Origin of the sequence: Komagataeibacter xylinus (assembly GCF_009834365.1) — a bacterium.
Lineage (GTDB): Bacteria > Pseudomonadota > Alphaproteobacteria > Acetobacterales > Acetobacteraceae > Komagataeibacter > Komagataeibacter xylinus_D.
Map to the genome: position 1 here is coordinate 3,428,846 of NZ_CP041348.1, position 26,933 is coordinate 3,455,778.

At 62.0% G+C, this 26,933-nt stretch carries 30 protein-coding genes and 2 pseudogenes; 11 read left to right on the forward strand and 21 right to left on the reverse strand.

Annotation, left to right across the window (positions count from 1 at the left end; all coding sequences use genetic code 11):
* The first annotated feature begins 68 nt into the window (after positions 1-68).
* Positions 69-731, forward strand: coding sequence for a hypothetical protein (locus tag FMA36_RS19555; protein WP_159263348.1), 663 nt, complete (start codon positions 69-71; stop codon positions 729-731).
* Positions 728-1,624: an abortive infection family protein gene (locus tag FMA36_RS16340; RefSeq protein ID WP_159263350.1), complete on the forward strand. Its 897-nt coding sequence runs from the start codon at positions 728-730 to the stop codon at positions 1,622-1,624. The genes FMA36_RS19555 and FMA36_RS16340 overlap by 4 nt, the downstream gene beginning before the upstream one ends.
* Before the next feature lie 23 nt (positions 1,625-1,647).
* Here FMA36_RS16340 and FMA36_RS16345 read toward each other — a convergent pair whose 3' ends face one another.
* The 9 genes and pseudogenes from FMA36_RS16345 to FMA36_RS19560 all read right to left on the reverse strand — a co-directional run bounded on the left by FMA36_RS16345 (position 1,648) and on the right by FMA36_RS19560 (position 8,019).
* On the reverse strand, positions 1,648-3,387 hold the full coding sequence (locus FMA36_RS16345) for a relaxase/mobilization nuclease domain-containing protein (RefSeq protein WP_039998463.1): 1,740 nt from the start codon (positions 3,385-3,387) through the stop codon (positions 1,648-1,650).
* A gap of 193 nt (positions 3,388-3,580) precedes the next feature.
* Positions 3,581-4,264: a lytic transglycosylase domain-containing protein gene (locus FMA36_RS16350; RefSeq protein WP_025811796.1), complete on the reverse strand. Its 684-nt coding sequence runs from the start codon at positions 4,262-4,264 to the stop codon at positions 3,581-3,583.
* Positions 4,261-4,602, reverse strand: coding sequence for a DUF736 domain-containing protein (locus FMA36_RS16355; protein WP_007396840.1), 342 nt, complete (start codon positions 4,600-4,602; stop codon positions 4,261-4,263). The genes FMA36_RS16350 and FMA36_RS16355 overlap by 4 nt, the downstream gene beginning before the upstream one ends.
* Positions 4,603-4,660: 58 nt before the next feature.
* A complete protein-coding gene (locus FMA36_RS16360; protein ID WP_039998471.1) occupies positions 4,661-5,287 on the reverse strand; it encodes a S26 family signal peptidase in 627 nt (208 codons plus the stop codon).
* Positions 5,284-5,773 (reverse strand): annotated as a pseudogene (locus tag FMA36_RS16365) (DUF2840 domain-containing protein). Before FMA36_RS16365 ends, FMA36_RS16360 begins: the two are co-directional and overlap by 4 nt.
* Entirely contained in the window at positions 5,770-6,843 is a 1,074-nt protein-coding gene (locus FMA36_RS16370; protein ID WP_007396843.1) for a replication initiator protein A, read from the reverse strand. Before FMA36_RS16370 ends, FMA36_RS16365 begins: the two are co-directional and overlap by 4 nt.
* On the reverse strand, positions 6,840-7,136 hold the full coding sequence (locus FMA36_RS16375; protein ID WP_007396844.1) for a helix-turn-helix transcriptional regulator: 297 nt from the start codon (positions 7,134-7,136) through the stop codon (positions 6,840-6,842). Before FMA36_RS16375 ends, FMA36_RS16370 begins: the two co-directional genes overlap by 4 nt.
* A gap of 96 nt (positions 7,137-7,232) precedes the next feature.
* The gene (locus FMA36_RS16380) at positions 7,233-7,754 is read right to left on the reverse strand and encodes a DNA -binding domain-containing protein (protein ID WP_240906421.1); all 522 of its coding nucleotides are present in this window, start codon (positions 7,752-7,754) and stop codon (positions 7,233-7,235) included.
* 58 nt (positions 7,755-7,812) lie between these two features.
* The gene (locus tag FMA36_RS19560; RefSeq protein WP_007396847.1) at positions 7,813-8,019 is read right to left on the reverse strand and encodes a transcriptional regulator domain-containing protein; all 207 of its coding nucleotides are present in this window, start codon (positions 8,017-8,019) and stop codon (positions 7,813-7,815) included.
* Between the two features lie 270 nt (positions 8,020-8,289).
* On the opposite strand from FMA36_RS19560, the gene FMA36_RS16390 reads away from it, so the two are divergent.
* The gene (locus FMA36_RS16390) at positions 8,290-8,523 is read left to right on the forward strand and encodes a helix-turn-helix domain-containing protein (RefSeq protein ID WP_015074649.1); all 234 of its coding nucleotides are present in this window, start codon (positions 8,290-8,292) and stop codon (positions 8,521-8,523) included.
* Positions 8,524-8,549: 26 nt separating this feature from the next.
* Here the strand turns inward: FMA36_RS16390 and FMA36_RS19230 are convergent, their stop codons facing one another.
* The 5 genes from FMA36_RS19230 to FMA36_RS16410 all read right to left on the reverse strand — a co-directional run bounded on the left by FMA36_RS19230 (position 8,550) and on the right by FMA36_RS16410 (position 12,463).
* On the reverse strand, positions 8,550-8,705 hold the full coding sequence (locus FMA36_RS19230; protein WP_007396849.1) for a hypothetical protein: 156 nt from the start codon (positions 8,703-8,705) through the stop codon (positions 8,550-8,552).
* Between the two features lie 342 nt (positions 8,706-9,047).
* A complete protein-coding gene (locus FMA36_RS16395) occupies positions 9,048-9,371 on the reverse strand; it encodes a DUF736 domain-containing protein (protein WP_007396851.1) in 324 nt (107 codons plus the stop codon).
* Between the two features lie 18 nt (positions 9,372-9,389).
* Positions 9,390-9,605, reverse strand: coding sequence for a hypothetical protein (locus tag FMA36_RS16400; protein WP_003618604.1), 216 nt, complete (start codon positions 9,603-9,605; stop codon positions 9,390-9,392).
* A gap of 525 nt (positions 9,606-10,130) precedes the next feature.
* Positions 10,131-11,066: a DUF2493 domain-containing protein gene (locus FMA36_RS16405; protein ID WP_007396199.1), complete on the reverse strand. Its 936-nt coding sequence runs from the start codon at positions 11,064-11,066 to the stop codon at positions 10,131-10,133.
* Positions 11,067-11,383: 317 nt separating this feature from the next.
* Positions 11,384-12,463, reverse strand: coding sequence for a DUF7146 domain-containing protein (locus tag FMA36_RS16410; RefSeq protein ID WP_159263354.1), 1,080 nt, complete (start codon positions 12,461-12,463; stop codon positions 11,384-11,386).
* 89 nt (positions 12,464-12,552) lie between these two features.
* Between FMA36_RS16410 and FMA36_RS16415 the strand changes: the two genes are divergently transcribed.
* Positions 12,553-12,828 (forward strand): HU family DNA-binding protein, encoded by a 276-nt coding sequence (locus FMA36_RS16415; protein WP_007400755.1) that lies wholly within the window; start codon positions 12,553-12,555, stop codon positions 12,826-12,828.
* Between the two features lie 77 nt (positions 12,829-12,905).
* On the opposite strand, the gene FMA36_RS16420 is transcribed toward FMA36_RS16415, so the two are convergent.
* Both FMA36_RS16420 and FMA36_RS16425 read right to left on the reverse strand, forming a co-directional pair.
* Positions 12,906-14,108: a hypothetical protein gene (locus FMA36_RS16420; RefSeq protein WP_007400754.1), complete on the reverse strand. Its 1,203-nt coding sequence runs from the start codon at positions 14,106-14,108 to the stop codon at positions 12,906-12,908.
* Positions 14,109-14,246: 138 nt separating this feature from the next.
* Positions 14,247-16,319 (reverse strand): ParB/RepB/Spo0J family partition protein, encoded by a 2,073-nt coding sequence (locus tag FMA36_RS16425; RefSeq protein ID WP_159263356.1) that lies wholly within the window; start codon positions 16,317-16,319, stop codon positions 14,247-14,249.
* A gap of 253 nt (positions 16,320-16,572) precedes the next feature.
* Here FMA36_RS16425 and FMA36_RS16430 point away from each other — a divergent pair, with 253 nt between their 5' ends.
* The 6 genes and pseudogenes from FMA36_RS16430 (at position 16,573) to FMA36_RS16450 (ending at position 20,919) form a co-directional block, all read left to right on the forward strand.
* Positions 16,573-16,914: an ArsR/SmtB family transcription factor gene (locus tag FMA36_RS16430; RefSeq protein WP_007400752.1), complete on the forward strand. Its 342-nt coding sequence runs from the start codon at positions 16,573-16,575 to the stop codon at positions 16,912-16,914.
* A gap of 8 nt (positions 16,915-16,922) precedes the next feature.
* Positions 16,923-17,261, forward strand: a pseudogene (locus FMA36_RS19565) (arsenate reductase ArsC); the annotation flags it as partial.
* A 147-nt stretch (positions 17,262-17,408) separates the two neighbouring features.
* Entirely contained in the window at positions 17,409-17,840 is a 432-nt protein-coding gene (gene arsC / locus FMA36_RS19570) for an arsenate reductase (glutaredoxin) (RefSeq protein ID WP_040000225.1), read from the forward strand.
* Positions 17,840-19,135: an arsenic transporter gene (locus tag FMA36_RS16440; protein WP_007400750.1), complete on the forward strand. Its 1,296-nt coding sequence runs from the start codon at positions 17,840-17,842 to the stop codon at positions 19,133-19,135. The genes arsC and FMA36_RS16440 overlap by 1 nt, the downstream gene beginning before the upstream one ends.
* 21 nt (positions 19,136-19,156) lie before the next feature.
* Complete coding sequence (gene arsH / locus FMA36_RS16445) at positions 19,157-19,855, forward strand: arsenical resistance protein ArsH (RefSeq protein ID WP_007400749.1); 699 nt, start codon at positions 19,157-19,159, stop codon at positions 19,853-19,855.
* An 8-nt stretch (positions 19,856-19,863) separates the two neighbouring features.
* The gene (locus FMA36_RS16450) at positions 19,864-20,919 is read left to right on the forward strand and encodes an ArsO family NAD(P)H-dependent flavin-containing monooxygenase (protein ID WP_159263357.1); all 1,056 of its coding nucleotides are present in this window, start codon (positions 19,864-19,866) and stop codon (positions 20,917-20,919) included.
* Between the two features lie 173 nt (positions 20,920-21,092).
* Here FMA36_RS16450 and FMA36_RS16455 read toward each other — a convergent pair whose 3' ends face one another.
* From FMA36_RS16455 to FMA36_RS16465, 3 genes are all read right to left on the reverse strand, one after another.
* Positions 21,093-21,653 (reverse strand): sugar O-acetyltransferase, encoded by a 561-nt coding sequence (locus FMA36_RS16455; protein WP_040000220.1) that lies wholly within the window; start codon positions 21,651-21,653, stop codon positions 21,093-21,095.
* 236 nt (positions 21,654-21,889) lie between these two features.
* A complete protein-coding gene (locus FMA36_RS16460; protein ID WP_172157284.1) occupies positions 21,890-23,290 on the reverse strand; it encodes a DHA2 family efflux MFS transporter permease subunit in 1,401 nt (466 codons plus the stop codon).
* Positions 23,291-23,347: 57 nt separating this feature from the next.
* Positions 23,348-23,917, reverse strand: a complete 570-nt coding sequence (locus tag FMA36_RS16465; protein WP_007400745.1) for a hydrolase — start codon at positions 23,915-23,917, stop codon at positions 23,348-23,350.
* Between the two features lie 100 nt (positions 23,918-24,017).
* Between FMA36_RS16465 and FMA36_RS16470 the strand changes: the two genes are divergently transcribed.
* Positions 24,018-24,677 carry a TetR/AcrR family transcriptional regulator gene (locus FMA36_RS16470; protein ID WP_040000214.1) on the forward strand — a complete coding sequence of 220 codons (660 nt, stop codon included), beginning with the start codon at positions 24,018-24,020 and terminating at the stop codon, positions 24,675-24,677.
* 290 nt (positions 24,678-24,967) lie between these two features.
* On the opposite strand, the gene FMA36_RS16475 is transcribed toward FMA36_RS16470, so the two are convergent.
* Positions 24,968-25,651 carry a YoaK family protein gene (locus FMA36_RS16475; protein WP_159263359.1) on the reverse strand — a complete coding sequence of 228 codons (684 nt, stop codon included), beginning with the start codon at positions 25,649-25,651 and terminating at the stop codon, positions 24,968-24,970.
* Positions 25,651-26,913, reverse strand: coding sequence for a cation:proton antiporter (locus tag FMA36_RS16480; protein ID WP_029604386.1), 1,263 nt, complete (start codon positions 26,911-26,913; stop codon positions 25,651-25,653). The genes FMA36_RS16475 and FMA36_RS16480 overlap by 1 nt, the downstream gene beginning before the upstream one ends.
* Positions 26,914-26,933 lie beyond the last annotated feature (20 nt).

Genomic DNA, 26,933 nt, shown 5'->3' on the forward strand with positions numbered 1-26,933 from the left:
AAAGCCGCTGCGTTCTTATATCGTGGCTCTGATGCCACCGTCAATATCGTGCCTACAGGAACTCCTCATTGCCTTTCTCCCCGGCCGAGATACAGGATCTGCCCGTCGTCATTTCCGCACCACGCTTTGCAACATACCTGCAAGCCATGGGCAACGACCGGGAAAAGGCTCTCGCACTTTATGAGTGGAATCTCGACGTTTCATCGGCGCTGATCATCCCGCTTCAGGTCTGCGAGGTTGCTGTCCGCAATGGCATCGCTGAAGCGATTGAGCACGTCCATGGTGCCAACTGGCCATGGAACAATGGCTTCATCCGAAGCCTGCCTCGCCCGAAAGGTCGGGCGCGATATAACCCGGCGATCGATCTTCAGTCTCGCGCCTCGACGCTGCCCACAACCGGCAAGATCATAGCTGAATTAAAGTTTGCATTCTGGGAGAATATTTTCACTGCCGGTCAGGACAGCCGCATCTGGAACACGCATTTGCGTACCTGTTTCCCCGGAGCACCATCAGGACCAACGATCTCGCAATTGCGGGCAGCAGCCTACGCGGACCTCCAGATCATTCGACGTCTGAGGAACCGGATCGCGCATCACGAACCAATCTTCACTCGGAATATCGCCGATGATTATCAACGGATCCATGACATGATCGCATGGCGCAGTCAGGTGGCTGCCGCCTGGATGGATCGAAAGCAGACTGTTCTCACCCTGCTCACGATGAAGCCATGACCGGCAAGTTCTCTCCGTTTGTTATCAAAGCTTTGGTCGATACGATCACGGGTGGTGCTGGAAACGATAATACACCACCAATTGGTATCTATCGCTCAGGCCCCAAAATCGAGCAGTTCTTTCTCAACTGTGGCCTCGATATGCGTATCGGCGCGAGTTCGCGCGTCCCGGCCACAACTGACTTCATCCGCAAGGTCGCTAACCACCCTGATGGTAATGCTGAGGTCTATCTCACCCGGATTATCGAACAGGTCTGTGACCCCCGCACCTATCTGGAGCACCCTGACAGAGCGACCGCTGTACGCGAGCATCTCAACAAGGCTCTTGGAGCCGACCAGCTGGCCGTCGTTATCGTCGGCGGGAAGGCTGTTCTGACAGAGCGTCAGGGAGCCGGTGGAATTGTCGAACCATTTATCAAGAAAGTGGCCACGCTGGATTTCGACACGGTTCAGATGGAAATCGCACGGGCTCTCCCAAATCTGGAAAGCGATCCAGAAGATGCGGTGACAGCGGCCTGTTCCCTGATTGAGGCAGTATGCCGTTCGATCCTCGTGGAACTTGCCCTGCCACTGCCGCCTAAAAAGGATATCGATGGGCTGATCCGCGCTGTGCAGATACCCCTTGGCCTGTCTCCAGGGCGTACAGATTTTCCATCGGAAATAGAAGCGGACATCCGTCAGACGCTCAGTGGTCTCACTTCCGTTGCCAAAGGCATTGGCGCATTACGAACGCACGGTGGAGATGCGCATGGTCGCGAAAAAGGTTTCCGGCGCATTGACGCGCGGATTGCTCGGCTTGCCATCAATGCGGCGAGTTCGTTGGCACTGTTCCTGATCGAAACCTGGGAACGCCAGGAACATCGTGCCCTGCCCCAACATGCTGAGCAAATCTGAAGATCAGTCATCCGATTTGCCCATCACAATCCGAGTCCTCGCTTGCGCGCGAACGACCAGTCAATCCCCCCATCGCCGCGCATGATTCCCGACACCTCCCGCCCTCGCTGTTTTTCCAGCGACGGCGACCACGGCACCAGCTCGAAGCCCAGCCCGTCGTCGATCATGGCGAACCGGCCCGACGCCAGGTTGAGACGCTGACGATAGGTGCCGGCAACGGGATTGCCCTCGTCACTCCGCCGGAAGGGGATTCCCGACTTCCCGGCGAGGTTCCGGCCCAGCGCGTCCAGTTCCCGCTGACGCAGGGTGCCGATCAGGTTCCGCGCATAACGGATGCTCCCGCCGTCGCGGCTGGCCAGCCCCTGCTTCACCAGATGATCCGCCCGCTTTTCCATGGCTTCTTTGGCCTCGGCGCCGAACCCGGTGGACGCCAGAGCAGGAGGCTCCCGAGCGATGGCCTGCCGGTCGAGCCAGGTCGCGCCCTCCGCCGTCACCTGCCGTTCCAGCGTGACGTCCGAGCGCACGGCCAGCGCGACACGGTCACGTCCCTGTTTGTCGGTGAAACGCCGCAATTCCACGATCGAACCGACCGATCCATCGCCAGCGGCTTCGAGGTGCGGCAGGCGGACATGGTGCGTGCGTCCGTCAATCCCGTCGATGACCGCATAAGCCGTGCCGCGCAGTTCATCATCCAGACCACGATCGACCAGCCGACCGATAACGGGATCGGTGGTATCCTCGGCGGCCATTACCCAGGATGACGCGGCACGGTCGATCTTCTGCTCCGCCAGCCCCCGGTGGATCCGTTTGATGATGTCGTTGCGCTCGCTGATCTCCCGCAGGGTCGCCTCCGCGCTCTCGTCCATCCGCCAGCGATCCGGCCCGACCTGGTGCGCCAGCCCCATGGTTTCCAGACGGCGCAGGCGCCCCAGCTTCACGGTGGCGAAGGCGTCCGGCGTTTCGCCCGGCGCGCGCCCAAGATCGATGACACCATCCTCTCCCGCGTCCCTCTGAAGCTGGCGGTCCAATTGAGTCCAGCGGTCGGCGTTCACCTGCCGCTCGACCGCCTGATGGATATCATGATCGGTGCGTGGTCCGAGTTCCAGCGTCACCAGATCCTGAGCACGGGCACGCATGCCTTCGCGGATATAATCGCGCGCGATCACCAGGTCGGTGCCATCTTCCGCGACGCCCCGGACGATAACGTGCAAATGGGGGTGCGCGGTGTTCCAGTGATCGACGGCGACCCAGTCGAGTTTCGTGCCGAGATCAGATTCTATCTGCCCCATCAGATCCCGTGCGAAAGCCCGCAGGTCCGACATCTCCGGCGCATCCTCGGGAGAGACGATAAAGCGGAAATGGTGACGGTCCCCATCGCAGCGTTCTGCGAAGTCCGAGGCACGGATATCGTCGCTGTCCTTGCCGAACAGGCGCGCATCCTCGCCGTCCCGCGTCACGCCCTCCCGGCGGAGATAGCGAAGGTGTGCTGCCAGCGGTGTGGCGCGCGGCGCATGCCTCACGACGCGGGCCTTGATGACGACGCCGCGTGAGCGGCTGGTCAGCAGGCGATTGGCGGCATGGGCGGCTGCCCTGCCGCGCCCGAAACTGGAGCGACGCCCGGCACTGATTTTTCCCGCGCGGGAAACCCTGCCACCGGCCCGCTGCACGGACGCCAGCACCTGCGTCACGAAAGGCCGCGCCTGCCGGGCGCGGGTGGAGCGGATGCGCCCCGGTCGAACCCGGAATTCCTCATCCCTGTTCATAAAAAATGCCCTACACCGCGCGAAAGATCGCGTCGGATCAAAGAGATGACACCTCAACGCGAGGTGCGGAAAATCCACGCACCTCGCAACGAGACCTAAAAAACCCCGGAAAACAGCCAACCCGACCGAGCCGCGATGTGCGGCCTTTTATCCAGCCCTCACTTTTTCTGTCCTTTTCCGGGGTTTTCGTGATTCACTTCCCCTGCGCCAAACCCACTCCCGGCGCGCTACGGACATGACCTGCGAAGAGCGTGGACGGAGTAAAAATCGTCTGCCCGGATCGTCTTAAAAAAATGCCCTGAGATGACGATGAAAGCGCACTTTCGCTGCCGGAAATGAAGAGCGACGCGGAAGTCCAGCCACCCGCCGGAGCAATGGAAAGCGGGATGGAGAAATGCGCGCTGAACGACGGGTCATCGATCAGCCGGGCGACAGATGCGACATAGGAAACCGTCTCGGCAGGCAATGGCCGACCAGTCGCCAGATGATCGTCATAGCGACCGGGACCGGCATTATAAGCGGCGAGAAACCCTGCATCGCCGTAGCGATCATGCAGCCATCGCAGATAGGCTGCCCCGGCCGCGATGTTGTCATGTGGATCGAAGGGATCATCCCCCAGATTGAGCGTGCGGCGGACGTCCCTCCACGTGCCGGGCATAAGCTGCATCAGACCCATCGCACCGGCGCCGGAGACCGCGTGCCGATCGCCAGCACTTTCGGCACGGAGGACTGCCCGCACCCACGCTGGCGGGATCGCGTTCCGTTCCGCCGCCTGACGCACCAGATCGTCGAAATCCTGCGCGTGGGCGATGGTCGGCGAGAGCGTTAGCGCGAGCACGGCCAGCACGCCGGCGGACATAAAAAACCGGGCGCTCATTCCCGGCCTCCTGGGCGTTTTGCAGGCCGGTTCCAGACCAGTTGCCACTCGCGGCCACCACGTCCGGCCTGGAACAGTGTGGCGCGGATCGGCTGCATGAAAGTGGGATCGTCCAGGAGCACAGAAACATACTCGCCGGCACGTTCCCCGGTGCGTTTCCATCCCGCGCCCAGCTCGGGGCCAGTATCCCCGTCACCCAGGTGAATACGATAATCCGGAGCATGCTCCGCGCCATTGTTTTCCGCTGGTACGAAGGTCAGTTCAGCATCCAGCGATAGGGTGCGCACGCGTCCGGCAAAACCATCAGCGGTGCGGGTGAAAAATCCGATCTGGCTCATGGGAAAAATCCTTTCAGACAGAGTGGGAATGACGGAAAATCCGACGACCACGTCACCGTCATTGGATGGGCGGTTCGCTCTCTTTCGCGGGCAGCATGGGCGGAGCCAGAAGCAGTCCCTTCCGCGCGGGATCATCCGGTTCCGGGAGGGGATCGAAATGCGGCGGCGGCTCCGCCTCTCCCGTCCTGACATGCACCGGCACGGCGCGTCCGATGACGGTGTCCATCGGCAGGACACCGAAATACCGCCCGTCCAGACTGGTTGGCACGGCAGCGTTCATGACGAAGACCTGCCCCGGCCCGAGACGTTGACAGCCCTGCCAGACCGGCAGGACCCGGCCCCGATGGTCGATGGGTTTCGCATCACCGACGGCCTTTCCGTCGATGGTGACATGCGCGCCGTTACGGCAGACACTCTGCCCCGCCAGTGCTGCCACAGGCTTTAGCAGCGGCACGCCGAAAGGCAGGTAGCCGCGTGTCGCCAGCAGCGTCGCCTCGCGCTCCGGCAGGCGGATGGCGACGATGTCACCTACGCGCACCGGGACCGTGGGCTGAATGCGATACAGCCCGACCGGAACACTCGCCGTTTCGTTCCAGACCCAGCGTGGCGCGGGATGAAATGCCAGCGAGGCACCGACGCCGAGCACGGCGAAATACGTGGTAAAAAACCAGCCGCGCCGGGTCATGACGCCGCCCTCCGGCGCAGCCACGCCTCGTGGCGCTCTGACGTGTAGGGACGCGGCTCCTGCGCCGCCGTGAGCCGGTGATGCAGATGCCGCCAGTGATCGGGACAGGCGGCGACAGGATCGATCCCCAACGCCTCCCACGCCGTCGATAGCCTCCAGCACCCGGCGCACTTTTGGCCAGCCGCTCTGGCGCAGCAGGCTCTCGCCGCCGGGACGAACAAAGGGCACGGTCTGGCATGCTTCCTGCGCCCCGACGGCGCGCACGATGTCGATGCAGGACACCACAGTGCCGAAATCGTTCGCGGCCCAGCGGATGAAAGCGAACACGCTGTCCGGCGTGAAGCTCATCAGCCTGCGCCGACGGTCGAGAATGAGATCCTCTATGGGATGACCGAACCGGACCCAGTGCTCGATGCGCTTCTCGATCCAGGTCAGTTCGACCGTGGTGAGCACATCGCCCCGTAGCCGGAAAGAACAGTCGGTCATGGGACACCGACCATGCGATCCGCGACCGCTTCCCGAGCCTCTTTTTCCCGTCTCACCGGGGCTATCGGGAAGGTGTCCGAAAGGCCGGAATCCCCTACATAATAAGTTATTATATAAGTTATATAAGTTAAGAGGCCGATTCCGCCTTCAAAACCAATGGGTTGCGCCGTTTTTCGCCAATGGTCCGACGATGAATCCGCCAACGGTCCCACGATATGATGCGCCGCCGGTCCGACGACAGGTTTCACATCGTTATCCACAGTCCCAGTGGATTGACTCGTTGGAGCGGCGCATAAAACTCCCAGTTTTCCGCCAGAAATGACACGAAACGTGTAACCTGGAACCGTGCGGGCGAGGGCTATGGCACGGATTTTGGCGGCGAAGTCGCGACGCCGGGTCAGGCTGCCCGAGCGCGCATGCAGGTCCGCCAGATCGAAGCACCATCCCTCCTTCTGTCGCCCGGCATGGCGTCGCGCCAGGCGGTAAAGCCACCGCTCCAATCCCCCGCCAAGACGGAAATAGGCAGGGTCGACGCTCAGGACGCGGGAACGGTCGCAGGCGGCCTCCATCAGCCAGTCCGCCAGCGTCAGGGCCACCCCATCCTCACGGGAAATCCGGACGTCACTGATCCAGGTAAACGGCTTCTCCCGCCAGTCCGCGCCATTGCGGATGTTGGTAGCGACGGTCGTGGCCGCCAGACGCCCGAGCGCGCCGTGCAGGCGCCGATACTCGTTCGCCCCCGTCGCCCAGCCCAGATCCTGGAACAGACGCCAGGGCGTGAAGCGCACATGGCGCGATACCCACAGGTCGTGGTTCAGGGCATCGACGATCTGTCCGGTCAGCCACAGCAGCACGTCCGCATCCCAGATCGTGGCCATGCCCGATCCGTCCGGTGCCGACACCGTCACACTGGCATGCCGCGCCTCGTAATCGACGGGGATGACACGCGGCGTTTTCCCCAACGGGAAGAACGGGCGGCCCATTAGATCGCGGACGTCGCGGGGCCTTGCCGCCCCCGTGACCACGAAGCGGCGGTCGGGCTGACGCCAGCTATCGGCGGCTGGCATCATCGTCCGGCACTCCGCTGCGCCTTGCGAGCCCTGGCCTGCAAGCGGATGATATAGGCGCGGGGATCGGCCGGCATGGGAATGCCGCCACCATCCCCGGTGGACAGCCGGACGTTTAGATCGGCCCAGGCGCAGAGATCTTCCACGGCATAGACGATCCGGCCGCCAAGCTGGCGGTAGAGGGGACCGGTGCCGCAACTCCGGTGTTTTTCGAGGGTGCGGATGGACAGGCCAACGAAATTGGCCGCGTCCGGGGTGCGCAGATAGCGCGGTGGCAGAGTCGGCTGGACACGCATGGGGTCTTCCTCCCGGTGGATCGGGCCGCGTGCGGAATGTCGCGGCTCATGGGAGGACGCTGCCGGAGAATGAGCTGTGGGGAGGGATGACAAAGTTCAGGCCGCCAGACTGTCACCCCCCTGCTTCAGCCCCTGAAGGAGGGCGATGTGGCCGCCGTTCAGATAGAAGTCGGCACCGTCGAGGTCGCGGTAGAAAGCCCGGTGCCATGAGCTGGCACGCCACTCATTGCGGGACAGGTGCAGGATGCGCTCGCCGTAGATGCCGGCTGCGATCCGGCGCGCTGTCACCCCCGTGCGCCGGCCTTCGGCGATGCAGAGCATGCGGATCTGGCGCAGTTTCTGCTGGGGACTCAGGCGCAAGCTGGAAGGAAGAGGACCGGGCGCCTGGCTGGCAAGCAGGCGGCCGAAGCGTGCAACGCAGGCCAGACGGGTCGGGAGGTGCCCGTCATCGATGACGAACCAGGTTCCTGACGCATCGGGCTGCCGATCGACGACTATGACAAGGCGCAGCGGACCCGCCGCACTGTCCAGCACGAGATGGATGCCATCGGGACCATCATGTCGTGCCCGCTCGTATGGCGTGAGACGGGACAGGATGTCACCCCCATCGCCACGCACGGCAACCTCCGGCGCGATGTCCGGATCCCAGAATGCGGGGGCAAGCCAGGCGGGGAGATCAGGATCGACAGGGAAAACGCAACCCCCAGCGACGAGCAAAAGCGCGCCATGCCTCGGCGTCAACCTTGCCCATCGTCATGGTTGCTGCATGATCGCGCCGGTAGGCCGGATTGTGTCGCAGCCATTCCTGGGCGAGACCGGCAGAGTCGAGCCCGGCGTAGGCGCGACGAAGGGGTGCGGCATCCCACGGCCGGATTGTCGGCACGTCCCCCTCCCCCGATATGTCATGGATTCGACCCAGTATCCGGTGCGGAACCGGAACGGATAGTCCCGAAGACTCAGGGAGGTGATCCCAAACATATCCGGCAAGGTCCGGGTAGTTTCGATATTGAGGGGTAATTCACGCCAGATGGGCCGGAAACTTCGGTTTCCGCGACATCACGTGATGCCCATAGCGCATCACGGGAGAAGGCGTTTGACGTCCGTGTATTATAATACGTAGCGCGATAATACACAAATCGTTCCTATCCTGCGGATGGACATCCGAGGACTTTTCGGCGCGAACGTGAGGCGCCTGCGGCGCGCCGCCGGTCTCAGCCAGGAGGCCCTGGCGGAACGGATGGGCGTGGACCGCGCCTATATCAGTTGGATCGAGACCGGGCGCCAGAACGCGACGCTGCTTTCGCTGTGGCATGCGTCGCAGGCACTGGACGTGCGGCCGGCCGCGCTACTGGACGAAAGTCACTTCCCGACGGACGATCAGAAATAGGCTTCCTCACCCTGCCGTATCCGCCCTCAATGGGGCGGTGGCGGCCTGTGTGATTCGATACGGGTCTGTTGTGCAAGCGCCTCTTTGAGTTCGCGCTCGATCTGTCGGCGCTCGCGTTTGCTGAGATGAAAGCTGGTCAGTTCGGCGCGCAGCATCTGGATATGGTCGTGTAGCGTGGTCATCGTCCTGTTCCTTTCGTTTCTCGAAGACAGGACGGACGGCTCATGCCGGGGCGGACCGGGTCAGGGATCGCCGCAGGCGACCGGCTCGCCGGCGCGTGGGGGAGCCGATTTTGCTCGGCGTGCCCGGCACGGGTGCGCCGGGCAAAATTGGGGGGACCACGCGTCCTTGACGCGGTGCGCCCTCGCGCATGGTACAATGGGAAGGCTGAGGGAAAGCCTCGTGTTCCTCCTGCGTCTCACGTCGGGCGACCAGCGCTGTCGCCCGCGCCCCGGAAGAGCACCCGGAAAAAAGACCCAGAAGGCCCCGCCCGGAGAGACCGGGCGGGGTTGGGTGTGGGAGGTTCAGTCCCCGTTCCGGCTGCGGGGCCGGGTCCAGATCAGGGAGTAACCCTCGCCGTCCTCGTCGGTGAACAGGTTGGCGAAGATCGGGGCGGCGAAGGAAGGATCATCCAGCTTCAGGCTCAGATAGGTGCGCCCTTCGCTGGAGCGGCGGGTCCAGGCCGCACCGAGTTCAATCCTGCCCAGATAGACGCGGTAGTTGGGGGCGTTGTCGTTGGGACGGTTGGTTTCGGCCACCAGGCGGACGTTGCGGGCCTGCAGGGCCAGGGTGACGATTTCGCCTTCGAAGCCTTCGCCCACCTTCTTGAAGGAACCGATGTTAGCCATTGTCGTATCTCCATGCTGTTATCGGGCCGCAACCACCGTGGCCTCGATGGCGATCGACCAGCCGGAGGCGAGCGGCAGAGCACCCTTCAGGGCCGCAGCGCAGCGGAGGACGGCAGGGCCGGAACTTTCTTGTCTCGCGAGGAATGACGGCGCAGCCGTCAGGGGAAGAAAGTTCTGGAACGCCGTTGCGGCCAGCCGATCGAGGCGCAGCCGGTCTTCGGCTAGATCAGCCATCCGACAGAGGCCATGGTGTGCGGACCCGACAGCCCCCCGGAGATGCGATGCCGGCATGACCGGTCCGTCAGGTGGGGGACGATGCGATCTGGCGCGAGACTGTCACGCTGCCACTGTTGTAAACTGGCCCCGTCCAGTGGTCGTTTTTGCCGTCCCCGATGTTACGCCGCCTTTTCACCCGCTCATGGGCAGGGTCGCCCGTGCAGTGCGACAGGCCCCCGCTCCCGGCACAGGCGCATCCTTTCAAAGCGGGCCGGATGATCCCTCGTTCGCTGCCTGCCGTCCCGGCCCTTTCACCGATGGGGTTGGCGCGGGCTTTTCATCCCAATGGACCGTCCCCGCAGACGCACGGGGCTGCCATCGAACTCCGTCCCGCCGGTTCTCCGGGTGGGGCCTTCCGGATGACGGGCGAACGTGCTTCCCGCCATCAGGTGCGCAGCGTCTGGGGAGCCCGACGTCATTGCGGCCCAGGCATCTGGCAGCAGATGTCAGGCCGCCTTCATGAAACAGTCATGGGAATGGCGCTCACGCGCCACCCTCCCTGCGGAACCTCCAGACCGGGATACCCATCTGTTTGGCCTTGTCGGCCAGGTTGTCCTGAATGCCCGATCCCGGAAACACCATGACGCCTACAGGCAGGACTTTCAGCAGGGCGTCGTTGCGCCGGAACGGGGCGGCCTTGCCATGCCGGTTCCAGTCCGGCTTGAAGGCGATCTGCGAAATTTCGCGGTGATCGGCCCAGCGGGAGGCAATGAATTCAGCGCCTTTCGGTGAGCCGCCATGCAACAGCACCATGTCGGGATGCTTCTCGCGCACCTTGTCCAGACGGTTCCAGATGAGGAGATGATCCTCGTAATCGAGCCCGCCGGTGACCGCGACCTTGGGCCCAGGAGGTACGAGCAGTTCGGTTTCGGCCTTGCGGCGGGCGTTGAGAAAATCGCGGCTGTCGATCATCGACGCCGTCAGGGTGCTGCGGCTGACCAGCGAACCGGAGCGCGGTCGCCAGGGCGACATGGTCAGGCGTTCGAACTGGTCGCAGGCGAGGTCGCGGAAGATTTCGTAGGCGTTGCGTCGCTCCAGCAGGGTCAGCCCTTCGGCGATGAGACGTTCCAGTTCCACCGAGCGGATCTCGCTGCCATCCTGTTCCTGCTGGCTGCGTTTCTGCGCCTGCTCGTTGCGGTCGAGATCACGCTCCACCTGCCCGACCATGCGGTGAAAGACGTTGACCGTGGACCAGAGCAGCGGTTCGAGATCGGGTTCGAGCCGCGTGTCGGTCAGCGTGGCTGACAGGGTGTCGAAGATGTCAGCCACCGCGCCCTCGATCTGGCTGGCGTCGGGCAGCGGTCTCGCGTCCGGCTCGTCTTCGAAGGGACGGTGGCCGTAAAGCTGGAGTTCCGCCAGCACGTGGGCGGTGGAGGAGGTGGCGTGCGCGGGTTCGAAATCGTCCTGTGTGCGGGTCATGGGTCTGTCCTCCGGTCTCGGCCGCGCCCCTCGCGGCCTTTCCGGGGGCGGATAGCGGCAGATGAAGGCCGGGCCGGAACCGCTCGCTCGCGCGCGGCCGGAACGCAGTGAAGGATGGCAGGGAGACGGCTATTTTGCTTCGCGATGCAAAGCGCGGCACGCGCGGCGGAAAATAGCCGGCTCCGCCATTGCAGGCCCGGCCTGGCTGACGCCCGCTCCCCTTCCTGAAAGGACGCGGGCGCGCCTCATCCGGAAACGGGACAGCCCCGCGCCACACCGGAAAGAAGCTGACCCTCACACCACCTTCCCGGCCCACCTCAGTGTGTGACCGGATGCAGGAACCGCGCCACATCCTGCGGGGCAAGCTGGGGATGCAGGATCGCCCGCATTGCGCCACGCCCGAGATAGCGGAGATCATCGTTGAAATCCGCCAGACGCGGTGACAGCACGAGGCACTCGATCCCGGCCTCCTGCGTCCGGTCCTGCAGGGTCGTCACCGCATGGTCCCCGGCGGGATCGTCATCGCGCAGCACGTAAAGGCGCCGCAGCGTATTTGGAAACACCATGGCGGCGAGATGCGCCGAGGACAGGCAGGCGGCCAGCGGCAGATCGGGCGTGATTTCATGGAGCGAGAGCACCGTCTCGATCCCCTCGCCCGCCGCCAGAACGTCGGACACCGTGCCAAAGCGCACGGCGTTGCCAAGCAGGTCGCCCATGGCCCGACGGGGCTTGGCGACGGGCGCCTTGCCGCGTCCGTCGCGCGCCAGCCAAGTGCGATGGACGCCGGTAACACGGCCAGCAAGGTCGGTCACGGCGGAGATCATCGCGGGCCAGGTCTCGGTCGGACTGTCGGTATCGGCACGATAGTAGCAATCCGGGTGGAAACGCAAGGATGACAGGTCCGTCAGACGTGTCAGGTGACGATGCCGCAGCCAGGTTTCCGCCAATGTGCTGACGATAGGGCGGGACATGGACCAGAGCCGACGTGCGGCGTCTGCGGTGCCAGATGCCTGCCCCGAAGTATCGTGGCTGAACGCATGGGAGCGGCCGCGATCCGGGGGCTGTCGTGGCTGTGGTTGCGGCAGGCAGAGAAAGCGCCGGGCCTCGTCGGCGACATCGCGAAAATCCAGCAGCCCGAGGCTTTCACGGATGATGTCGAGCAGATCGCCGTGCTGTCCTGTCGCGCCATCCGTCCATTTCCCCGCACGGCCACGGCCGTCCGGTCCACCATGCAGGCGGACATAGAGCGACCGTCCCGGCGTGTTGTGGACGTCGCCGACCAGCCAGTAATTGCCGTGCCGTCGCCCGGCCGAGAGGTAATGCCAACAGACCGCCTCGGCATTTTCAGCCAGCCTGCGGGCCAGATCGCCAGCATCCCATGACTGCGTATCTGTCATCTCACCCTCCCTGCAGGCTTGATGCCGCCATGATTCCCCCGTAACGGCAGAGGCAACGGGCACAGGCCCGAATGCAAAAGGATAGTTTCATGAAGATTGCCGATCTGGTCGATCATATCGCCACCACCACCGACACGAGCAAAACCGATACCCGCAAGGTGCTGGACGCACTGATCGAAGCGATGACCGCCGCCGCCAAGGCCGGTGATGAAATCACCCTGCCGAACTTCGGCAAGTTCAAGGTCAGGGAAGTCGCCGCCCGCGAAGGCCGCAACCCGGCCACGGGTGCGACCATCCAGATCGCGGCCTCGCGCAAGCTGGCCTTCACGCCTGCCAAGGCGCTCAAGGACAGCCTGAACGACTGACCTGCCGACAGGCAAAAGGCGGCGGCCCCTGTCCGCCGCCCCTTCCCCACCACGCCACTTTCTGATGACAGGCCCGCTCATCCGACCTTCTCCATCAGCTTGCGTGCCCTGCCCTCCAGATCCAGTCGTGTGTCCTGGTTGGTTTTCGTACGGGCCAACGCCGTAATTCCCTGTACGAAATCGAACACGCTCTCGGGCTTGCGTCCCTCCTCGTGCAGCACAGTTTCGATGATCCTGGTGGTTTCCGGTTTGGAGAACCCACGACGACGCAGGAAACTTTCCCGATCGTCATCTGTTCTGGCAACCAGCGCACGACGTGACGCCTGAATGCCGGAGACGAACGAGGCCGGGCTGGCCGTAGCGAAATTCCGGAGCGCCGGTGTCGCCTGATGCACAAAGCGCAAGGCGGCAAACTTGCTATGCCGGATCGTGATCTGTTCGAAATTTTCCACGCCCCAGAGCATTCTATTTTGGCACACTCCGCGTAGATAAAACGACGCAATACCGAGACTTTTACTTCCGACTTCCGAATTCCAGGCATAGAAGCCCCGGAAATAGAGATCGGGATCGCCATTGGGCAGGCGTCCGGCCTCGATCGGATGCGTGTCGTCGACCAGAAACAGGAAGACATCGCGATCCGATGCGTAGAGCGTCGTGGTCTCCTTCGTGATGTCGACATAGGGATTATGGGTCATGGTCGCCCAGTCGATAACGCCCGGCACCTTCCAGTTGGTATCGCCTGTGCCGTCACCGGCAATTTTCTGTACTGCACCAACCAGTTCGTGGTCCCAGATGCGGCCGTAATCTGGCCCCGTCACGGCGCGCAGTTCCACACGCCCGTCCTCGGTTTCCAGCGTTTTCACCAGTTCGGCGCGATGCGACAGCAGCCCATGCTGCAAATTGATCGCCGCCAGTGGGGCCGGAAGGTTACGCAGATAGGACGATGGTGCGCCGACCAGACTGCACATCTGGCCAAAGGACCAGTGGGTGGGCGCGATCGGCTCATTCTGCCCCGGCACGGTCAAGGTCAGGCGCTCGGTATTGTCGCGGGATGCTTCCACACGGATGGCGCGGCTCTCGACAGTGCGGGCCGTAGCCCGATCCGCCCGCGCCAGGGTCGCGGCATGCAGGTCGGACAGCGAGAGATACCGCTCGTCATCGGGGCGCGAGAACCATTCGGACGATACGCGGGTGCTGCGTTCGCCACGGGAGGGATCAATCCGGAAACCGCCAGATGCGGCGCCACGGGACGCAGGGGGCAGGATGGTGGCTGTGGTCATGGAAAACTCTCCTCTGATGCCGGTTATTCGGCACAGAAGGCGAAGCCGCCCTCTCCCTCTTTCCGGGGCGCCGGACATAAAAAAAGCGGCTTCCGGTGCCCGGAAGCCGCTGTCTCAAAGTTCCAGACCTCATAAGGGTTACTCGGCGGCGATGGCCTCCATACCCTCGTCCACCGTTGCCGTTTCAACCGGCACTTGCTCTGCACCTCCTGCCGTGCGCAACGCCTCGGGCAGCCAGCCCGAACCATCCAGCAGCCGCTCGGCCTCGCGCGCCATGTCGGGCTTTTTCAGGTGGGCAATACGGTCAGCCGCCTCGTCACCGCGTGCTTCCCGCACCGCCTGCAGGATGCGCGCCTTGGTCACCCGGCCGAGATAGTTCTCGACCGTCGGCTGCCAGCCCGCCTCAACCAGATCAAGGCTGAGGGCCGACGCCAGACGATCGGCCCGCTTGAGGCGCTCGGTGACGCTGCGCTGAGACACCGCGCCGTAGGCGGGCATGCGCTCGTAGAGTGCGTTGACCCCGAAGGACAGGCAATGCGCCAGCAGAGCCATTCGACTGGCATCGTCCAGCCCGTCGATCCAGCGCCACAGCGCATCCTCGTCATCGGGCAGGTCGTGCTTCCAGCCTTCGTTGCGCTGGCGCAGCGCGTGGGCCGGCACACTGCCCGGCATATCGGGCGAATGGACCGGCAGAGAAATTTCCCGGACATAGGCTTCCAGGCAGTCCGCACCCGATGTCTGCCAGTAAACATCACGCACCAGCGTATGCAGCATTTCGGTCAGCGCGATGTGCGGGTTGCTGGCAAAAGCATCCCGCAGGGCGAGCGTGCGCCAGGCCGTCAGTTCAGTGAGAAGCCGGTCAGGCAGTGGTTTGATCCCGTCTTCTTCCTCGGGCTCGACGTCGGGAGCGATGTTGTCGCCCTCCTGATAACCATGGCCTGTGCTATCATGGTCCTGCCCATCATATGCGGGGCGATCGTATTCATCGGCGCTGCCCGCATCATCGGTCTCTTCCGGCTCAGTCGGCATGTCCTCGGGTAGGACGAAGCCCCGCTCCACCTGCAGCGTGCCATCGCTGGCAAGGCTGACGAAGGCCCCGGCCCGCGCCATGTCAGCGGGATCGAATGCGAGGGGACGGGCTTCCAGGGCAAGAATGGCCTGTTCGATCTCGCCCAGCTGTGCATCCACCTCATCAGGGTATTCATCGGCCTGGGCGTATTCAGCCTCGATGGCTTCCTGCTCGGCACGCAGGGCTTCAAGACGGGCTGTCTCTTCATCGGTCAGGGGCACTTCCGTGCCATCGATCTCGACGAACTGCCTTGTGTGCCCCCATGGGAACGACAGGGCGGTTTCGACCCACTTCCAGCCCTCGGCGCGGACCTGTTCAGCCGCCTCCTGCAGCTTTTCCATGACCAGCCGGTCCAGAATGGCCGGATCCTGCAGCCAGCCGCCGTCATCGGCCTCGAACAGGTCGCGCATGATAGGCCCACCGGCCGCGAGATAGGTGTCCAGTCCGACGAAGCGCACGCGACGGTCCGAAGCCCGCACGGTTTTCTCCGTCAGCATGCGGCGAATAACATAGGGCTCGCGGTTATGGCTCTGGCTGACAATCTCCCAGACCTGCTCCTGGCGGGCATGGTCATCGCTGATGGAAAAGGCCATCAGCTTCTCCAGGTTCATGCCGTCCTGCTCATAGATATCCAGCAGCTTGTCGGACACGGTCATCAGCCGCAGGCGCTGTCTGACCACGGTCGGTGCGACGAAGAACGCTGCGGCGACTTCCTCCTCGGACATGCCTTTCTCCAGCATGTCACGGAAGGCACGGAACTGGTCCAGCGGATGCAGGGCCACGCGCTGAACATTTTCGGCAAGGGAATCATCCTCGGCAAGGATGGCCGATCCGGCCTCGCGCACGACGCACGGCACGGGCGCCGTCTTAGCCAGTTTCTTCTGCTTCACCAGCAGTTCGAGGGCACGGAAACGACGCCCACCGGCAGGCACTTCATAGCTGCCGGTTTCGACACCAGCATCATCAAGGACGGGGCGGACGTTAAGGCTCTGCAGCAACCCGCGGCGCTCGATGTCGCGGGCCAGTTCCTCAATCGACAGGCCGGACTTCACACGCCGCACGTTGGACTGGGACAGCACCAACCGGTTGAAGGGGATGTCGCGGGACGAACTCAGGCTGATTTTGGGAATAGCGGTCGCCATGGCGAAACACTCCATGACGGGCGAACAGGAGACTCTCTCCCATCCTCTCAACCCGTCACGAAAATCCGCGCAGCCCTCTGACTCTGAAGGCCCCGGACGCACCCAAAATCCGCGGCCTTTTCCCGGCAGGAAAGGGGGGGGAGGGCGGAAGGTCTGGTCTGAGCATCAAAATTAACGAAGCCGACGGTCCTGATCTCTGTTTTCTCACATAGAATAGCTTGACTTACGACAACATATCCGTGATCGTCGATTTATGGATACAGAATCCGCCCTTGCCGCACTCGGCGCCCTGTCGCAGTCCACGCGGCTGGAAATCTTCCGCCTGCTGGTGCGCCACGAACCGAACGGGCTGCCGGCCGGAGACGTCGCGCGGCATCTCGATGTCCCGCAGAACACGATCTCGGCCCATCTCGCCACTCTGACCCGTGCTGGCCTGCTGACCTCGCAGCGCCATAGCCGTGTGATTGTCTATCGTGCCTGCCTGCCGCGCCTACGGGAACTGATGCTGTTTCTCGTCAAGGACTGCTGCGGGCAAAGCCCTGAACTTTGTGAGCCACTGGTTGCAGAACTGTCGTCCTGCTGCCCATCCGAGTGAGCCCCCCAATGACCGATCGCGTCTTCAATGTCTTGTTTCTGTGTACGGGTAATTCCGCACGTTCAATCTTGGCCGAGAGCATCCTGCGCAAGGATGGTGCCGGCCAGTTCAGGGTCTTCTCCGCCGGTAGCCATCCCAAGGGGCAGGTCAATCCTCTCGCCTTGAAAGTGCTGGCGAACTTCGACTACCCGACCGAGGGACTGCGTTCCAAGCCCTGGGATGAGTTTGCTGTTGCGAACGCTCCCGTTATGGATTTCGTTTTTACCGTCTGCGATGACGCTGCTGGAGAAGTCTGTCCGGTATGGCCGGGGAAACCCATCACGGCCCATTGGGGCATTCCCGATCCGAGTAATGTTTCGGGAACCGATGCCGACCGGGAGCGAGCGTTCGTCTCGGCGTTCAAGGGTCTGAAGAACCGGATTTCCCTGCTTGTCGCATTGCCGCTGGCCAAGCTTGCGACTGCAAGTCTGGTGACGAAATTGCGCGACATTGGCATCGAGCCAACCGGCGTCACGATCTATCATAACCCGGATTGCGGCACATCGCGCAATACGCTTGCCCTGATCCGAAATACGGGGATCGAGCCAACCATCATCGAATACCTCAAAACACCGCCATCGCGCGCCGAACTGGTCAGTCTGATCACGCGCATGGGGATCTCGGTTCGCGATCTCCTGCGGCGCAAGGGCACGCCCTATGATGAGCTTGGCCTCGATAATCCGGCCTTGAGCGATGACGACCTAATCGACGCCATGATGGCGCATCCAATCCTGATCAACCGGCCCATCGTCGTCACCCCGCTGGGTACGGCACTCTGCCGTCCGTCCGAGGTGGTTCTGGACATCCTGCCCAACCCGCAGAGAGGCGCTTTCGTCAAAGAGGACGGGGAGAAGATCGTCGATGAATCCGGCAAGCGGATCGTCTGATGCTGGCGCTTCTGATTTTCGTTGCCACGCTGGTTTTTGTCATCTGGCAGCCTCGGGGGCTGGGTATCGGCTGGAGTGCCATGGCAGGCGCCGCCGTGGCCCTGGCGGCTGGCGTGATCCACTGGCACGACATTCCTGTCGTCTGGCACATCGTCTGGGACGCAACCTTTACCTTTATCGCGCTGATCGTCATCTCGCTGTTGCTGGATGAGGCCGGATTCTTCCATTGGGCCGCCCTGCACGTCGTGCGCTGGGGCAAAGGGCGAGGCCGGACGCTGTTCCCGCTGATCGTGGTGCTGGGAGCGGCCATTGCGGCTGTGTTCGCCAATGACGGCGCGGCCCTGCTGCTGACGCCCATCGTCATCGCCATCCTCACGCAGCTTCGCCTCAGCCCTGCTGCGGCGCTGGCCTTTATTATCGCCACTGGCTTCGTCGCGGATACCACCAGCCTGCCGCTTGTCATCTCCAACCTGGTGAACATCGTCAGCGCCAATTTCTTTGGCATTGCGTTCGATCGCTATGCCGCGATCATGGTCCCTGTCGATCTGGTAGCACTTGGTGCAACGCTTGCCGTCCTGTGGCTGTGGTACCGGCGGCAGGTGCCTGCGACCTATCCCGTCGCCGAACTGCCCGCACCTGCCACGGCCATTCGTGACCACCATGTATTCCGGGCGGCATTTCCGCTGCTGGCCCTCGTTCTGGCGGCCTATTTCCTGACAGCGCCGTTTCATATCCCGGTCTGTGTCGTAGCCTGCCTGGCCGCCGGAACCCTGTTGCTCGTCGCCGGGTATGGCCGGGTGATCCCTGTTCGCAAGGTGCTGCGGGGCGCCCCGTGGCAGATCGTGATCTTCTCCCTGGGCATGTATCTGGTGGTCTACGGGCTGCGCAATGCCGGGCTGACTGACTACCTTGCGACCGCACTGGTCTGGCTTGGCCATCAGGGGACGTTCACGGCCACCATCGGCACCGGCTTTCTGGCGGCTGTTCTGTCGTCCATCATGAACAATATGCCGAGTGTGCTGGTCGGGGCGCTGGCGATCCAACAGGCTCACGACATCACGCCGCTGACACGCGACCTGATGATCTATGCCAACGTCATCGGCTGCGACCTCGGGCCAAAATTCACGCCGATTGGTAGTCTCGCAACACTGCTGTGGCTGCATGTGCTGGCATCCAAGAACCATCGGGTCACATGGGGGCAGTATATGAAAGTTGGACTGGCGATTACGCCGCCCGTCCTGCTGGCAACACTCGCGGCGCTGGCTCTGTGGCTGCCCCGGATCAGCCATCCGTAATGCACGAAGGGACCGATATCTATGACCGAATCTGAGCTGCCCGCCCTGCATCCTGAATATCTCGAACGGATTGACCTCGCGCGGCTTGAGCCACACCCACGGGATGACCATCCGCCGCGTATCCTTCTTCTCTACGGCTCTTTGCGCCCCCGATCCTTCAGCCGGTTGCTGGTGCTTGAGGCAGAACGCATCCTGAAGGTGCTGGGGGCCGAGACACGGGTGTTCGACCCGACCGGCCTGCCGGTAGCGGATTCCGTGCCCGCAAGTCATTCGAAGGTGCGGGAACTGCGGGAACTCTCGATCTGGTCTGAAGGCCAGGTCTGGTGCAGCCCCGAACGGCACGGCAACATCACTGCCGTGTTCAAGAACCAGATCGACTGGTTGCCCCTGACCGAAGGCTCGATCCGCCCGACGCAGGGCCGCACGCTGGCGGTCATGCAGGTTTCGGGCGGATCGCAGAGCTTCAATTCCGTCAATGCCCTACGGGTGCTGGGCCGGTGGATGCGGATGTTCACCGTCCCCAATCAGTCCAGCGTGCCGATGGCCTATACCCAGTTCGGTGACGATGACCGGATGAAGCCATCCCCCCTCTATGACCGGATGGTAGATGTCATGGAGGAGCTGATGAAGTTCACATGGCTGCTGCGCGACCGGACCGACTACCTCGTTGATCGCTACAGCGAACGCAAGGCGGAATTCCGTCTCCCGGAAAGTCTGTGAGCCGGGCAATGGCGGAACAGTTCGATGTTGTGATCGTGGGAGGCGGTCAGGCGGCCCTCGCCGCGTCGTATTTTCTACGACGGACCGGACTGCGTTACGTCATTCTTGATAACGGGACGCAGGCGGGTGGTGCATGGGTGCATGGCTGGGACTCCCTGCATCTGTTTTCACCCGCGTCCTACAGTTCGCTGCCCGGCTGGCCGATGCCAGACACGCCGGATGGCGGCTATCCGACCCGTGACGAGGTGTTGGACTATCTGCACCGCTACGAGGCGCGCTATGCGCCGCCGATCCGCCGTCCGGTCATGGTCGAGTGTGTGGAGCGCGCGAACGGAAAACTTCTGACTGTCAGAACCAGCGCGGGTGATTTTCTTGGCCGTGCGGTTATCGGGGCGACCGGTACGTGGTCAGCCCCCTTTGTTCCCGATGTCGCGGGGCGTGACCTCTTCGGCGGGACGCAACTCCATTCCAGCCATTACCGGAATGCCGCGCCCTTTGCCGGCCGACGTGTGCTGGTGGTGGGTGGGGGCAACTCCGGGGCACAGATTATGGCGGAGCTGTCGCTTGTCGCTCAGGCAACATGGGTCACGCTGCATGACCCCGTCTTCCTGCCCGATGACGTGGATGGACGGGTTCTGTTCGAGCGGGCGACCGCTCGCGTTCTCGGCGGCCCGTCGGCCATGCCTGCCAGCGGTTTTGGCGATATCGTCATGGTACCACCTGTGCGCGCCGCCAGGGAGCGAGGCGTGCTCCACGCGGTGCGCCCGTTTGTACGTATGACCGCAACGGGCGTCGTCTGGCCCGACGGGCGGGAAGAAGCCATCGACGCGATCATCTGGTGTACCGGCTTCCGACCCGCGCTCTCCGCATTTGCGCCACTCGACGTGATCGAGCCGGACGGGCTGATCCGCGTTAACGGGCAGCAGGCCGTCAGGGAGCCACGTCTCTGGCTGCTGGGTTATGGCTCCTGGTGTGGTCCTGCATGCGCTACCCTGCTGGGGGCGGGTCGTGTCGCCAGATCCATGGTCCGGCAACTGGCGGCGTGGCTTGCGTCGCCAACATAGAATGTCTGCTTATTGAAACCTTGAGCAAGCTTATACATGGCCGCGATGAGGCGATTGTCGCCTGTCCGCTAAGACCGGGAAAACGAGCGGTCCTCTGTCGTGCGCCCGAACGAAAAGCGATTGATATGGGAACCAATGTGTCTCGGCAGTCTCAACCCGGTGCAGGTGTGTCCTCAGTCATCGCCGATAGAACGAATGACTCGTGCCGGATTTCCGCCGACAAGGCAGTTCCGGGGAACGTCCTTCGTGACGACAGAACCTGCGGCCACAACCGAGTTTTCGCCAACCGTCACCCCGCCAGTGATCGTTACGCCGGCTGCAATCCAGACGTTTCTCTCGATCACGATGGGTTTTGCAATAACGCAAGCGCGTCGCTGAGACGGTGCGACCGGGTGGCTCGACGTGATGAGACTCACATTGGGTCCGATCATCACATCATCACCAATGTCGATCCCACCCAGATCGTACAGGGTGCAGTTCTGATTGATAAAGACGTTGCGCCCAACCCGGATATGCTCGCCACCACTCGTATAGAATGGCGGTATGAGCGAAAAGCTGTCGTCCACCTTCTGGCCGATGAGATCGCTGAACACAGCCCGGATTTTATCCGCCTCGTCATATGTCAAACGGTTGAGAACCGGCGTAATCGCCATGGCTCGCCTGACGCTTGCCACCATAGCCGCTGATTCCGGCGTCCGTCCGGGAATGACCTTGGTGCGATCGTCCTTTGACATGCGTTATTTTCCTCGGGTTTCGACTGAGCATCCGTTCCCGCGTGCAAGGACGACACGGAGATTAGCTCAACGTAGCCACAAAATAAATGCACCGGAACCAGCCCAACCGCAGGCGTCCATGGTGTACCGCCGGATGGTGGCTTCCGGGAAGGAAACTAGCCCGTGACTATGCCCACGATATCCATCCTGTGACGGCTTCCTGCATCACGTCGTATAAAAATCTGGATCCCATTTAGTTATGACGACAACGTTTTCCTGTGAAGCGCTGACGGCAGCTGGAGCGTTGCCACCAACAACAGGGCATGAAACATGCAGAGCAGGCCGAATGTTTCGGTGAATGCGCCTGAAATGGCATGGGGAATGGCGGCGGTCGGCAGTTGCCATCCAAGAAACGTGGCGCAGAGCGTTGTTATGGTTGGCCCACCAATCCGCTGCACGATGTTCAGCGCGGTCGTCGCCATAGGAATGTTCGGCCGTGCAACGGACGCATAACCCGCGCTCATAGCAGGAATCCCGACTGTGCCGATGCCGGCCCCACGCAGGAACAGGGCAATGGCCAATATGCCGCCATTCAGGCCGGTATAAGCAAGGACAGCGAGCAGCAACGAGCCGACACAGGCGCAGAGTGCGCCACAACTGGTCAGCCTGCGGATACCAAAGCGGTCCGTGAGATGTCCCATCAGGGGATAGGTACACATCATCCCCAGCCCCAGCGGCAGCATGAACAGGCCGGTCCGGTCGGATGAGACGCCACAGGCATGAATGAGCCATACCGGTAGCAGCATCTGTCCGGCAAACGTCACCCCATTCAACAGGAACATGGTCGTCGCGGCCGCTGAAAACGCAGGCGTGTGAAACAGCCTGAGATCAATCAGCGCGCTGTCACCTTTCCGTTGCGCCCAACGGAAGTACGCGACAAACAGCAGCAGAGCACCGCACAGGACTATTTGCCCGAGAAGCTGGCCCGCATGATCGGTTCCATAAAGAAGAAAACTCAGCGCGGGCGCCAGCAGAGCCAGCCCCGTCATATCAAGCGAGCGGGGTCGCACCTCAGCCCGATCGTCAGGCAGAAACAGGACGGCAAGTACGAGCGCCAGCAGACCAAATGGCAGGTTGAGAAGAAAGATCCACCGCCAGGACGCCACCGACAGGATCGCGCCCGCGACGACCGGCCCGAGAAGCGGGGCAAGCAGGACCGGCATGGTGACGGCACTGGCCACTTTTGGCAAATGGCTGCCCGCTGCGCGGGCAACCATCATCTGCGCCATAGGTGCAAGCAATCCTCCCGCCATCCCTTGCAAGAGGCGGAATGTGATGAGCGACGACGCTGACCATGCCAGGGCACAGAGACCTGAAGTAATCGTAAAAGCACCGAAACACCCCACATAAACCGCCCTGCCGCCAATACGGCCCACAAGCCAGCCACTCAACGGCAGTGTCAGGGCAAGTGCCAACAGATAGCCGCTCACCACCCATTGGATGACCGAAAATGGTGCGTGCATTGTCGTGACGAGATCCGGTAGCGAGACATTCACGATCGTCGCATCCAGTTGCGACATGAAAGACCCGATCGCCGCGACACTGACGATTTTCCAGATGCCCGCCGGAAGTCGGGCGGGCTCTTGCGATTGCGGCAAAGCTGTTGCTTTCAGATTTATGTCACGGCGTTGAAGGGCTGCGGGCCGCTATTTTGCTCAGGGCTCCAGAGTGATGGCGTCACTGGTCGTAACGCGGCCGAGCATCGGGAAAACATGGTCACAGGCAAAACGCTGCATTTCTTCGGCGAAAGTGGATGTCAGATCTTCCGCGATCACCACGCCATAACCGTGCTCATGTGCAGCGCGGGCTGTGGACTCGACACCCATATTCGTTGCGATGCCACCCAGAACGATCGTCGTGATTCCGCGCCGCCGAAGCTGAAGATCCAGGTCGGTTCCATAGAAGGCACCCCACTGTTTCTTTGTGACTAGCAGGTCTGTCGGCTCGGCCAGCCCCTCGACCAGTTCGGTCCAGTCAGGGGCAAATCCACCTGGGGGCGGCGCAAAAGGACGATCGACCTCGGTATGCACGGCGTCGGCGAAATCGGGAGCAAAGGCGACATTGACCAGAATGACGGGCGAACCTGCGGCCCGAAACCGGGATGCAAGCTTTTTGGAGCGTTCGACAACCGCCTCTCCCGTGAAAGGAGCCAGCGTCCGATCGACAATACCTTTCTGGAGATCAATCAGGATCAGGGCGGTCCGGGGCGCTGAAAGAGAAATCATGACGGTTCTTCCTGCTGGTTCATGCGGGTCGGATCTGTTGTCCGGGTAGCACGGAACTGGTAAAAATTGAGGAGACACTCAAACAGGGGTATATTTGAGTATGGACTCAAATACGTCAAGTGAGAAACGGGGGACACTTCAGCCACGCCGCGCAGTCGGGCGGCAGCGGGTAGCGGAGCTGCTTGCGGCTGCGTCCGATCTCATGGCGGAACATGGGTACGAAGCCACCACAATGGCGGAGATTGCCAGCAGGGCCGGCGCGAAGATCGGTTCGCTCTACCGTTTTTTCCCCAACAAGGAGGCCGTCGGGGAAGCACTCTTGCAGCAACACATGGCGATCGTGCATGACGAATATGAAGCGCTGGAAAGGCGCGCAGCGGATCTTTCGCCTGAACAACTGGCTGACATCCTGATTGACCTGCTGGCGGTGCTTTACCCGCGTGTAAAATCCCTTCCGGCGCTGATGGAGGCGCATACTGACCGGACGGAAATCCGTGACCGATCACGCCAGCAGGCCCTGGTCGGCATTTCGGCCGCCCTGCGGGTGTGCGCGCCCGGACTGGACGAACAGACGGCCGGCGATATTGCGGCGGTTGTCTTGAATAATATGAAGGTCATGCTGGGTATGACCCTGAAGGACGCTCCGACAACACCAGGTGCGCCGGATGAACTGCGCCGGATGAACAGGCTCTATCTTTGCGCACGTCTCACACCCTGCCGGGGGACAAGGGCGGGCCACGTTTCCGGGGACAGTTATTGATTCGCTGGAACAATGCGGGCCGGAGAATACCTGTCAGCGAAAATCGACTCCTTACCTGACGATGTATCGACGGCAGATGTTGAAACCGTATGTCGATAATTCTGCTGCTCTGAATGCGGACTGCAGAGGGGAAAACTGACACCAGATATTTGGTCCGCTCATGTCAGCTTTGGGGGGGGAAAGGAGAATGTCGGCTGTCAGGCATGAAAACCCGACCTAACCGAGAGGCATATTCGCATTCGTGAACGCATTACGTCCCACGTCTGATCTGGTCCTGCCGGACTGAATGTTCAATTATCGTCTTGCCCTGCACGTTCTGTTTTCCAGATATCCCGGTATAGAAAGACAAGGAAAGGGACGGGCCACAGGAACGGAAAACTACCGTGCAAGGCCAGCCCCGTAGCGGCGGCCATCACGCCTGCCAGAAAAGCCCCCCACGAAAGTAGCGGCAGAAAAATGCTTCCTGCGATAGGGCGAATGTTCCTGTCCGGCGCAATCCATGACGCCATCCATTCCGCAATTCCCGATGCGGCTTTCAGCAGGTTTGTTGTCACGACGATCGTGGGCATGGGCGTGCCGGAGAATTTCGCGATCGTTTCGCCCTGAACAGCCAGCAGTGCCGGAAGCACGAGAAATTCGCCCCAGTAGCGTAGGGAGGATCCATGCACGATCTGTGCCAGAACCATGAAGATTGTCATCACCATGACACCATAAGCTGGCGACCATAACAGCCGCATCAGGCCGGACAGGATGGCGGCAAGGAAAAAGACACCCAGCACACCCACCAGAAGCAGGCCATGGTGCCAGTTTCCGCTGATAAACGAGGCGCCCATATGCGTGGTATTGCCCGTCATCGCGCCTGCAAAGACACCGCCCAGATCGACGAAACTCAGGGCATCCACATAGCCTGCGACAAGCCCGAGAATGAGAATCCGCCGGGCGGAAATCGAGACCGGGAGAAGGGAGGAGGGCATTATTGCGACCGGGAAGCGATTGACGGATAGAGCCTGCGGGCGACCCGCTCCATGGTCAGACCCTGCACGATGATGGTGAACACCACGACACCATAGCAAACAGGCAGTAGCAGGTCGCGCAGGTCTCCGGGTGGTAGGCCAAGCGCCAGAGAAACCGAGATGCCGCCACGCAGGCCGCCCCATGTCAGGATACCGAGAACACGGCCCCGTTCCCACTGCCGGAGATGAACCGGCAGGGTGGAGAACAGCACGCTCAATGCCCGCACGGCAATAGACAGCGGGATCACGGCAAGCGTCGCCAGCACCGTAAACAGATGCGGCGTGATCTCCAATATTTCAAAGCCAATGAGCATGAACAGGAGCACGTTCAGCACTTCGTCAATCAGCGTCCATGCAATGTCGAGTTCCTTGCGGGATACTTCATCGAAAACGGAATGGCTGTAACTGGTTCCGAAACATAGTCCGGCCACGACGACGGCAATCGCTCCGGACATCCCCAGCTGATTGGCGATGCTGAAGGTTCCGGTCGCCAGAGCCAGCGAGGTCAGCAGATCGATATGCGGGTCACGCTGCGCCTTGAGCACACGAAGCGCGATCCACCCGGTTATCGCTCCAAGAAGACCACCACCGAGCGCTTCGCGGCAGAAGCTCATGGCAATCTCAGAAGCGCCCACCCCTTGACTGTCTCCAGTCGCCAGCCCGATCGTCACACCGAAAATGACGACGCCCACGCCGTCATTGAACAGGCTCTCACCCGCAAAAACGGCCTGTATCGGTCCTGGCAGGCCGAGACGTTTCAGCATCCCCACGACTGAAACCGGGTCTGTCGGAGCGAGAATGGCGCCAAGTACGATGCACCATGTAAAGGGAACGGCGTGCCCCAGAAAGGGGAAAACACACCACGCCGCGACCGCCAGAAAAGCCACGGCCAGAACGGTTCCCAGAATAGAGAGGGCTGTTACAGACATCAGCTTTGCGCGCAGATGTCCGACATTCACCTGCATGGCTCCCGCAAAAAGCAGCAGCGAAAGGGCACCGTTCAGAAGTGCCGCAGGCAAATTGATGGCACCGAGCACGGATCGTGGGAGAGCCTGAAGATCATAGGCCGGGATCAGCGGGTTCAGGATCATGACCAACAGCGAGGTCAGCAATGAGAAGACCAGAACGCCAATCGTGACAGGAACACGCAATGTGTGGTGGTTGAGAATGCTGAAGCCTGCCGAGAAGGTCAGGAGCAGGGCAAGAAGACTGATTGTATCCATGGCCTCATCGCTGGCCGCCC

What these genes read in the sequence shown, in the direction of transcription:
- FMA36_RS16340 (WP_159263350.1), top strand. Translation starts at nt 728, where the DNA reads ATGACCGGCAAGTTCTCTCCGTTTGTTATCAAAGCTTTGGTCGATACG.
- FMA36_RS16345 (WP_039998463.1), bottom strand. Translation starts at nt 3,387, where the DNA reads ATGAACAGGGATGAGGAATTCCGGGTTCGACCGGGGCGCATCCGCTCC.
- FMA36_RS16350 (WP_025811796.1), bottom strand. Translation starts at nt 4,264, where the DNA reads ATGAGCGCCCGGTTTTTTATGTCCGCCGGCGTGCTGGCCGTGCTCGCG.
- FMA36_RS16355 (WP_007396840.1), bottom strand. Translation starts at nt 4,602, where the DNA reads ATGAGCCAGATCGGATTTTTCACCCGCACCGCTGATGGTTTTGCCGGA.
- FMA36_RS16360 (WP_039998471.1), bottom strand. Translation starts at nt 5,287, where the DNA reads ATGACCCGGCGCGGCTGGTTTTTTACCACGTATTTCGCCGTGCTCGGC.
- FMA36_RS16370 (WP_007396843.1), bottom strand. Translation starts at nt 6,843, where the DNA reads ATGATGCCAGCCGCCGATAGCTGGCGTCAGCCCGACCGCCGCTTCGTG.
- FMA36_RS16375 (WP_007396844.1), bottom strand. Translation starts at nt 7,136, where the DNA reads ATGCGTGTCCAGCCGACTCTGCCACCGCGCTATCTGCGCACCCCGGAC.
- FMA36_RS16390 (WP_015074649.1), top strand. Translation starts at nt 8,290, where the DNA reads ATGGACATCCGAGGACTTTTCGGCGCGAACGTGAGGCGCCTGCGGCGC.
- FMA36_RS19230 (WP_007396849.1), bottom strand. Translation starts at nt 8,705, where the DNA reads ATGACCACGCTACACGACCATATCCAGATGCTGCGCGCCGAACTGACC.
- FMA36_RS16395 (WP_007396851.1), bottom strand. Translation starts at nt 9,371, where the DNA reads ATGGCTAACATCGGTTCCTTCAAGAAGGTGGGCGAAGGCTTCGAAGGC.
- FMA36_RS16400 (WP_003618604.1), bottom strand. Translation starts at nt 9,605, where the DNA reads ATGGCTGATCTAGCCGAAGACCGGCTGCGCCTCGATCGGCTGGCCGCA.
- FMA36_RS16405 (WP_007396199.1), bottom strand. Translation starts at nt 11,066, where the DNA reads ATGACCCGCACACAGGACGATTTCGAACCCGCGCACGCCACCTCCTCC.
- FMA36_RS16410 (WP_159263354.1), bottom strand. Translation starts at nt 12,463, where the DNA reads ATGACAGATACGCAGTCATGGGATGCTGGCGATCTGGCCCGCAGGCTG.
- FMA36_RS16415 (WP_007400755.1), top strand. Translation starts at nt 12,553, where the DNA reads ATGAAGATTGCCGATCTGGTCGATCATATCGCCACCACCACCGACACG.
- FMA36_RS16420 (WP_007400754.1), bottom strand. Translation starts at nt 14,108, where the DNA reads ATGACCACAGCCACCATCCTGCCCCCTGCGTCCCGTGGCGCCGCATCT.
- FMA36_RS16425 (WP_159263356.1), bottom strand. Translation starts at nt 16,319, where the DNA reads ATGGCGACCGCTATTCCCAAAATCAGCCTGAGTTCGTCCCGCGACATC.
- FMA36_RS16430 (WP_007400752.1), top strand. Translation starts at nt 16,573, where the DNA reads ATGGATACAGAATCCGCCCTTGCCGCACTCGGCGCCCTGTCGCAGTCC.
- FMA36_RS16440 (WP_007400750.1), top strand. Translation starts at nt 17,840, where the DNA reads ATGCTGGCGCTTCTGATTTTCGTTGCCACGCTGGTTTTTGTCATCTGG.
- arsH (WP_007400749.1), top strand. Translation starts at nt 19,157, where the DNA reads ATGACCGAATCTGAGCTGCCCGCCCTGCATCCTGAATATCTCGAACGG.
- FMA36_RS16450 (WP_159263357.1), top strand. Translation starts at nt 19,864, where the DNA reads ATGGCGGAACAGTTCGATGTTGTGATCGTGGGAGGCGGTCAGGCGGCC.
- FMA36_RS16455 (WP_040000220.1), bottom strand. Translation starts at nt 21,653, where the DNA reads ATGTCAAAGGACGATCGCACCAAGGTCATTCCCGGACGGACGCCGGAA.
- FMA36_RS16465 (WP_007400745.1), bottom strand. Translation starts at nt 23,917, where the DNA reads ATGATTTCTCTTTCAGCGCCCCGGACCGCCCTGATCCTGATTGATCTC.
- FMA36_RS16470 (WP_040000214.1), top strand. Translation starts at nt 24,018, where the DNA reads ATGGACTCAAATACGTCAAGTGAGAAACGGGGGACACTTCAGCCACGC.
- FMA36_RS16475 (WP_159263359.1), bottom strand. Translation starts at nt 25,651, where the DNA reads ATGCCCTCCTCCCTTCTCCCGGTCTCGATTTCCGCCCGGCGGATTCTC.
- FMA36_RS16480 (WP_029604386.1), bottom strand. Translation starts at nt 26,913, where the DNA reads ATGGATACAATCAGTCTTCTTGCCCTGCTCCTGACCTTCTCGGCAGGC.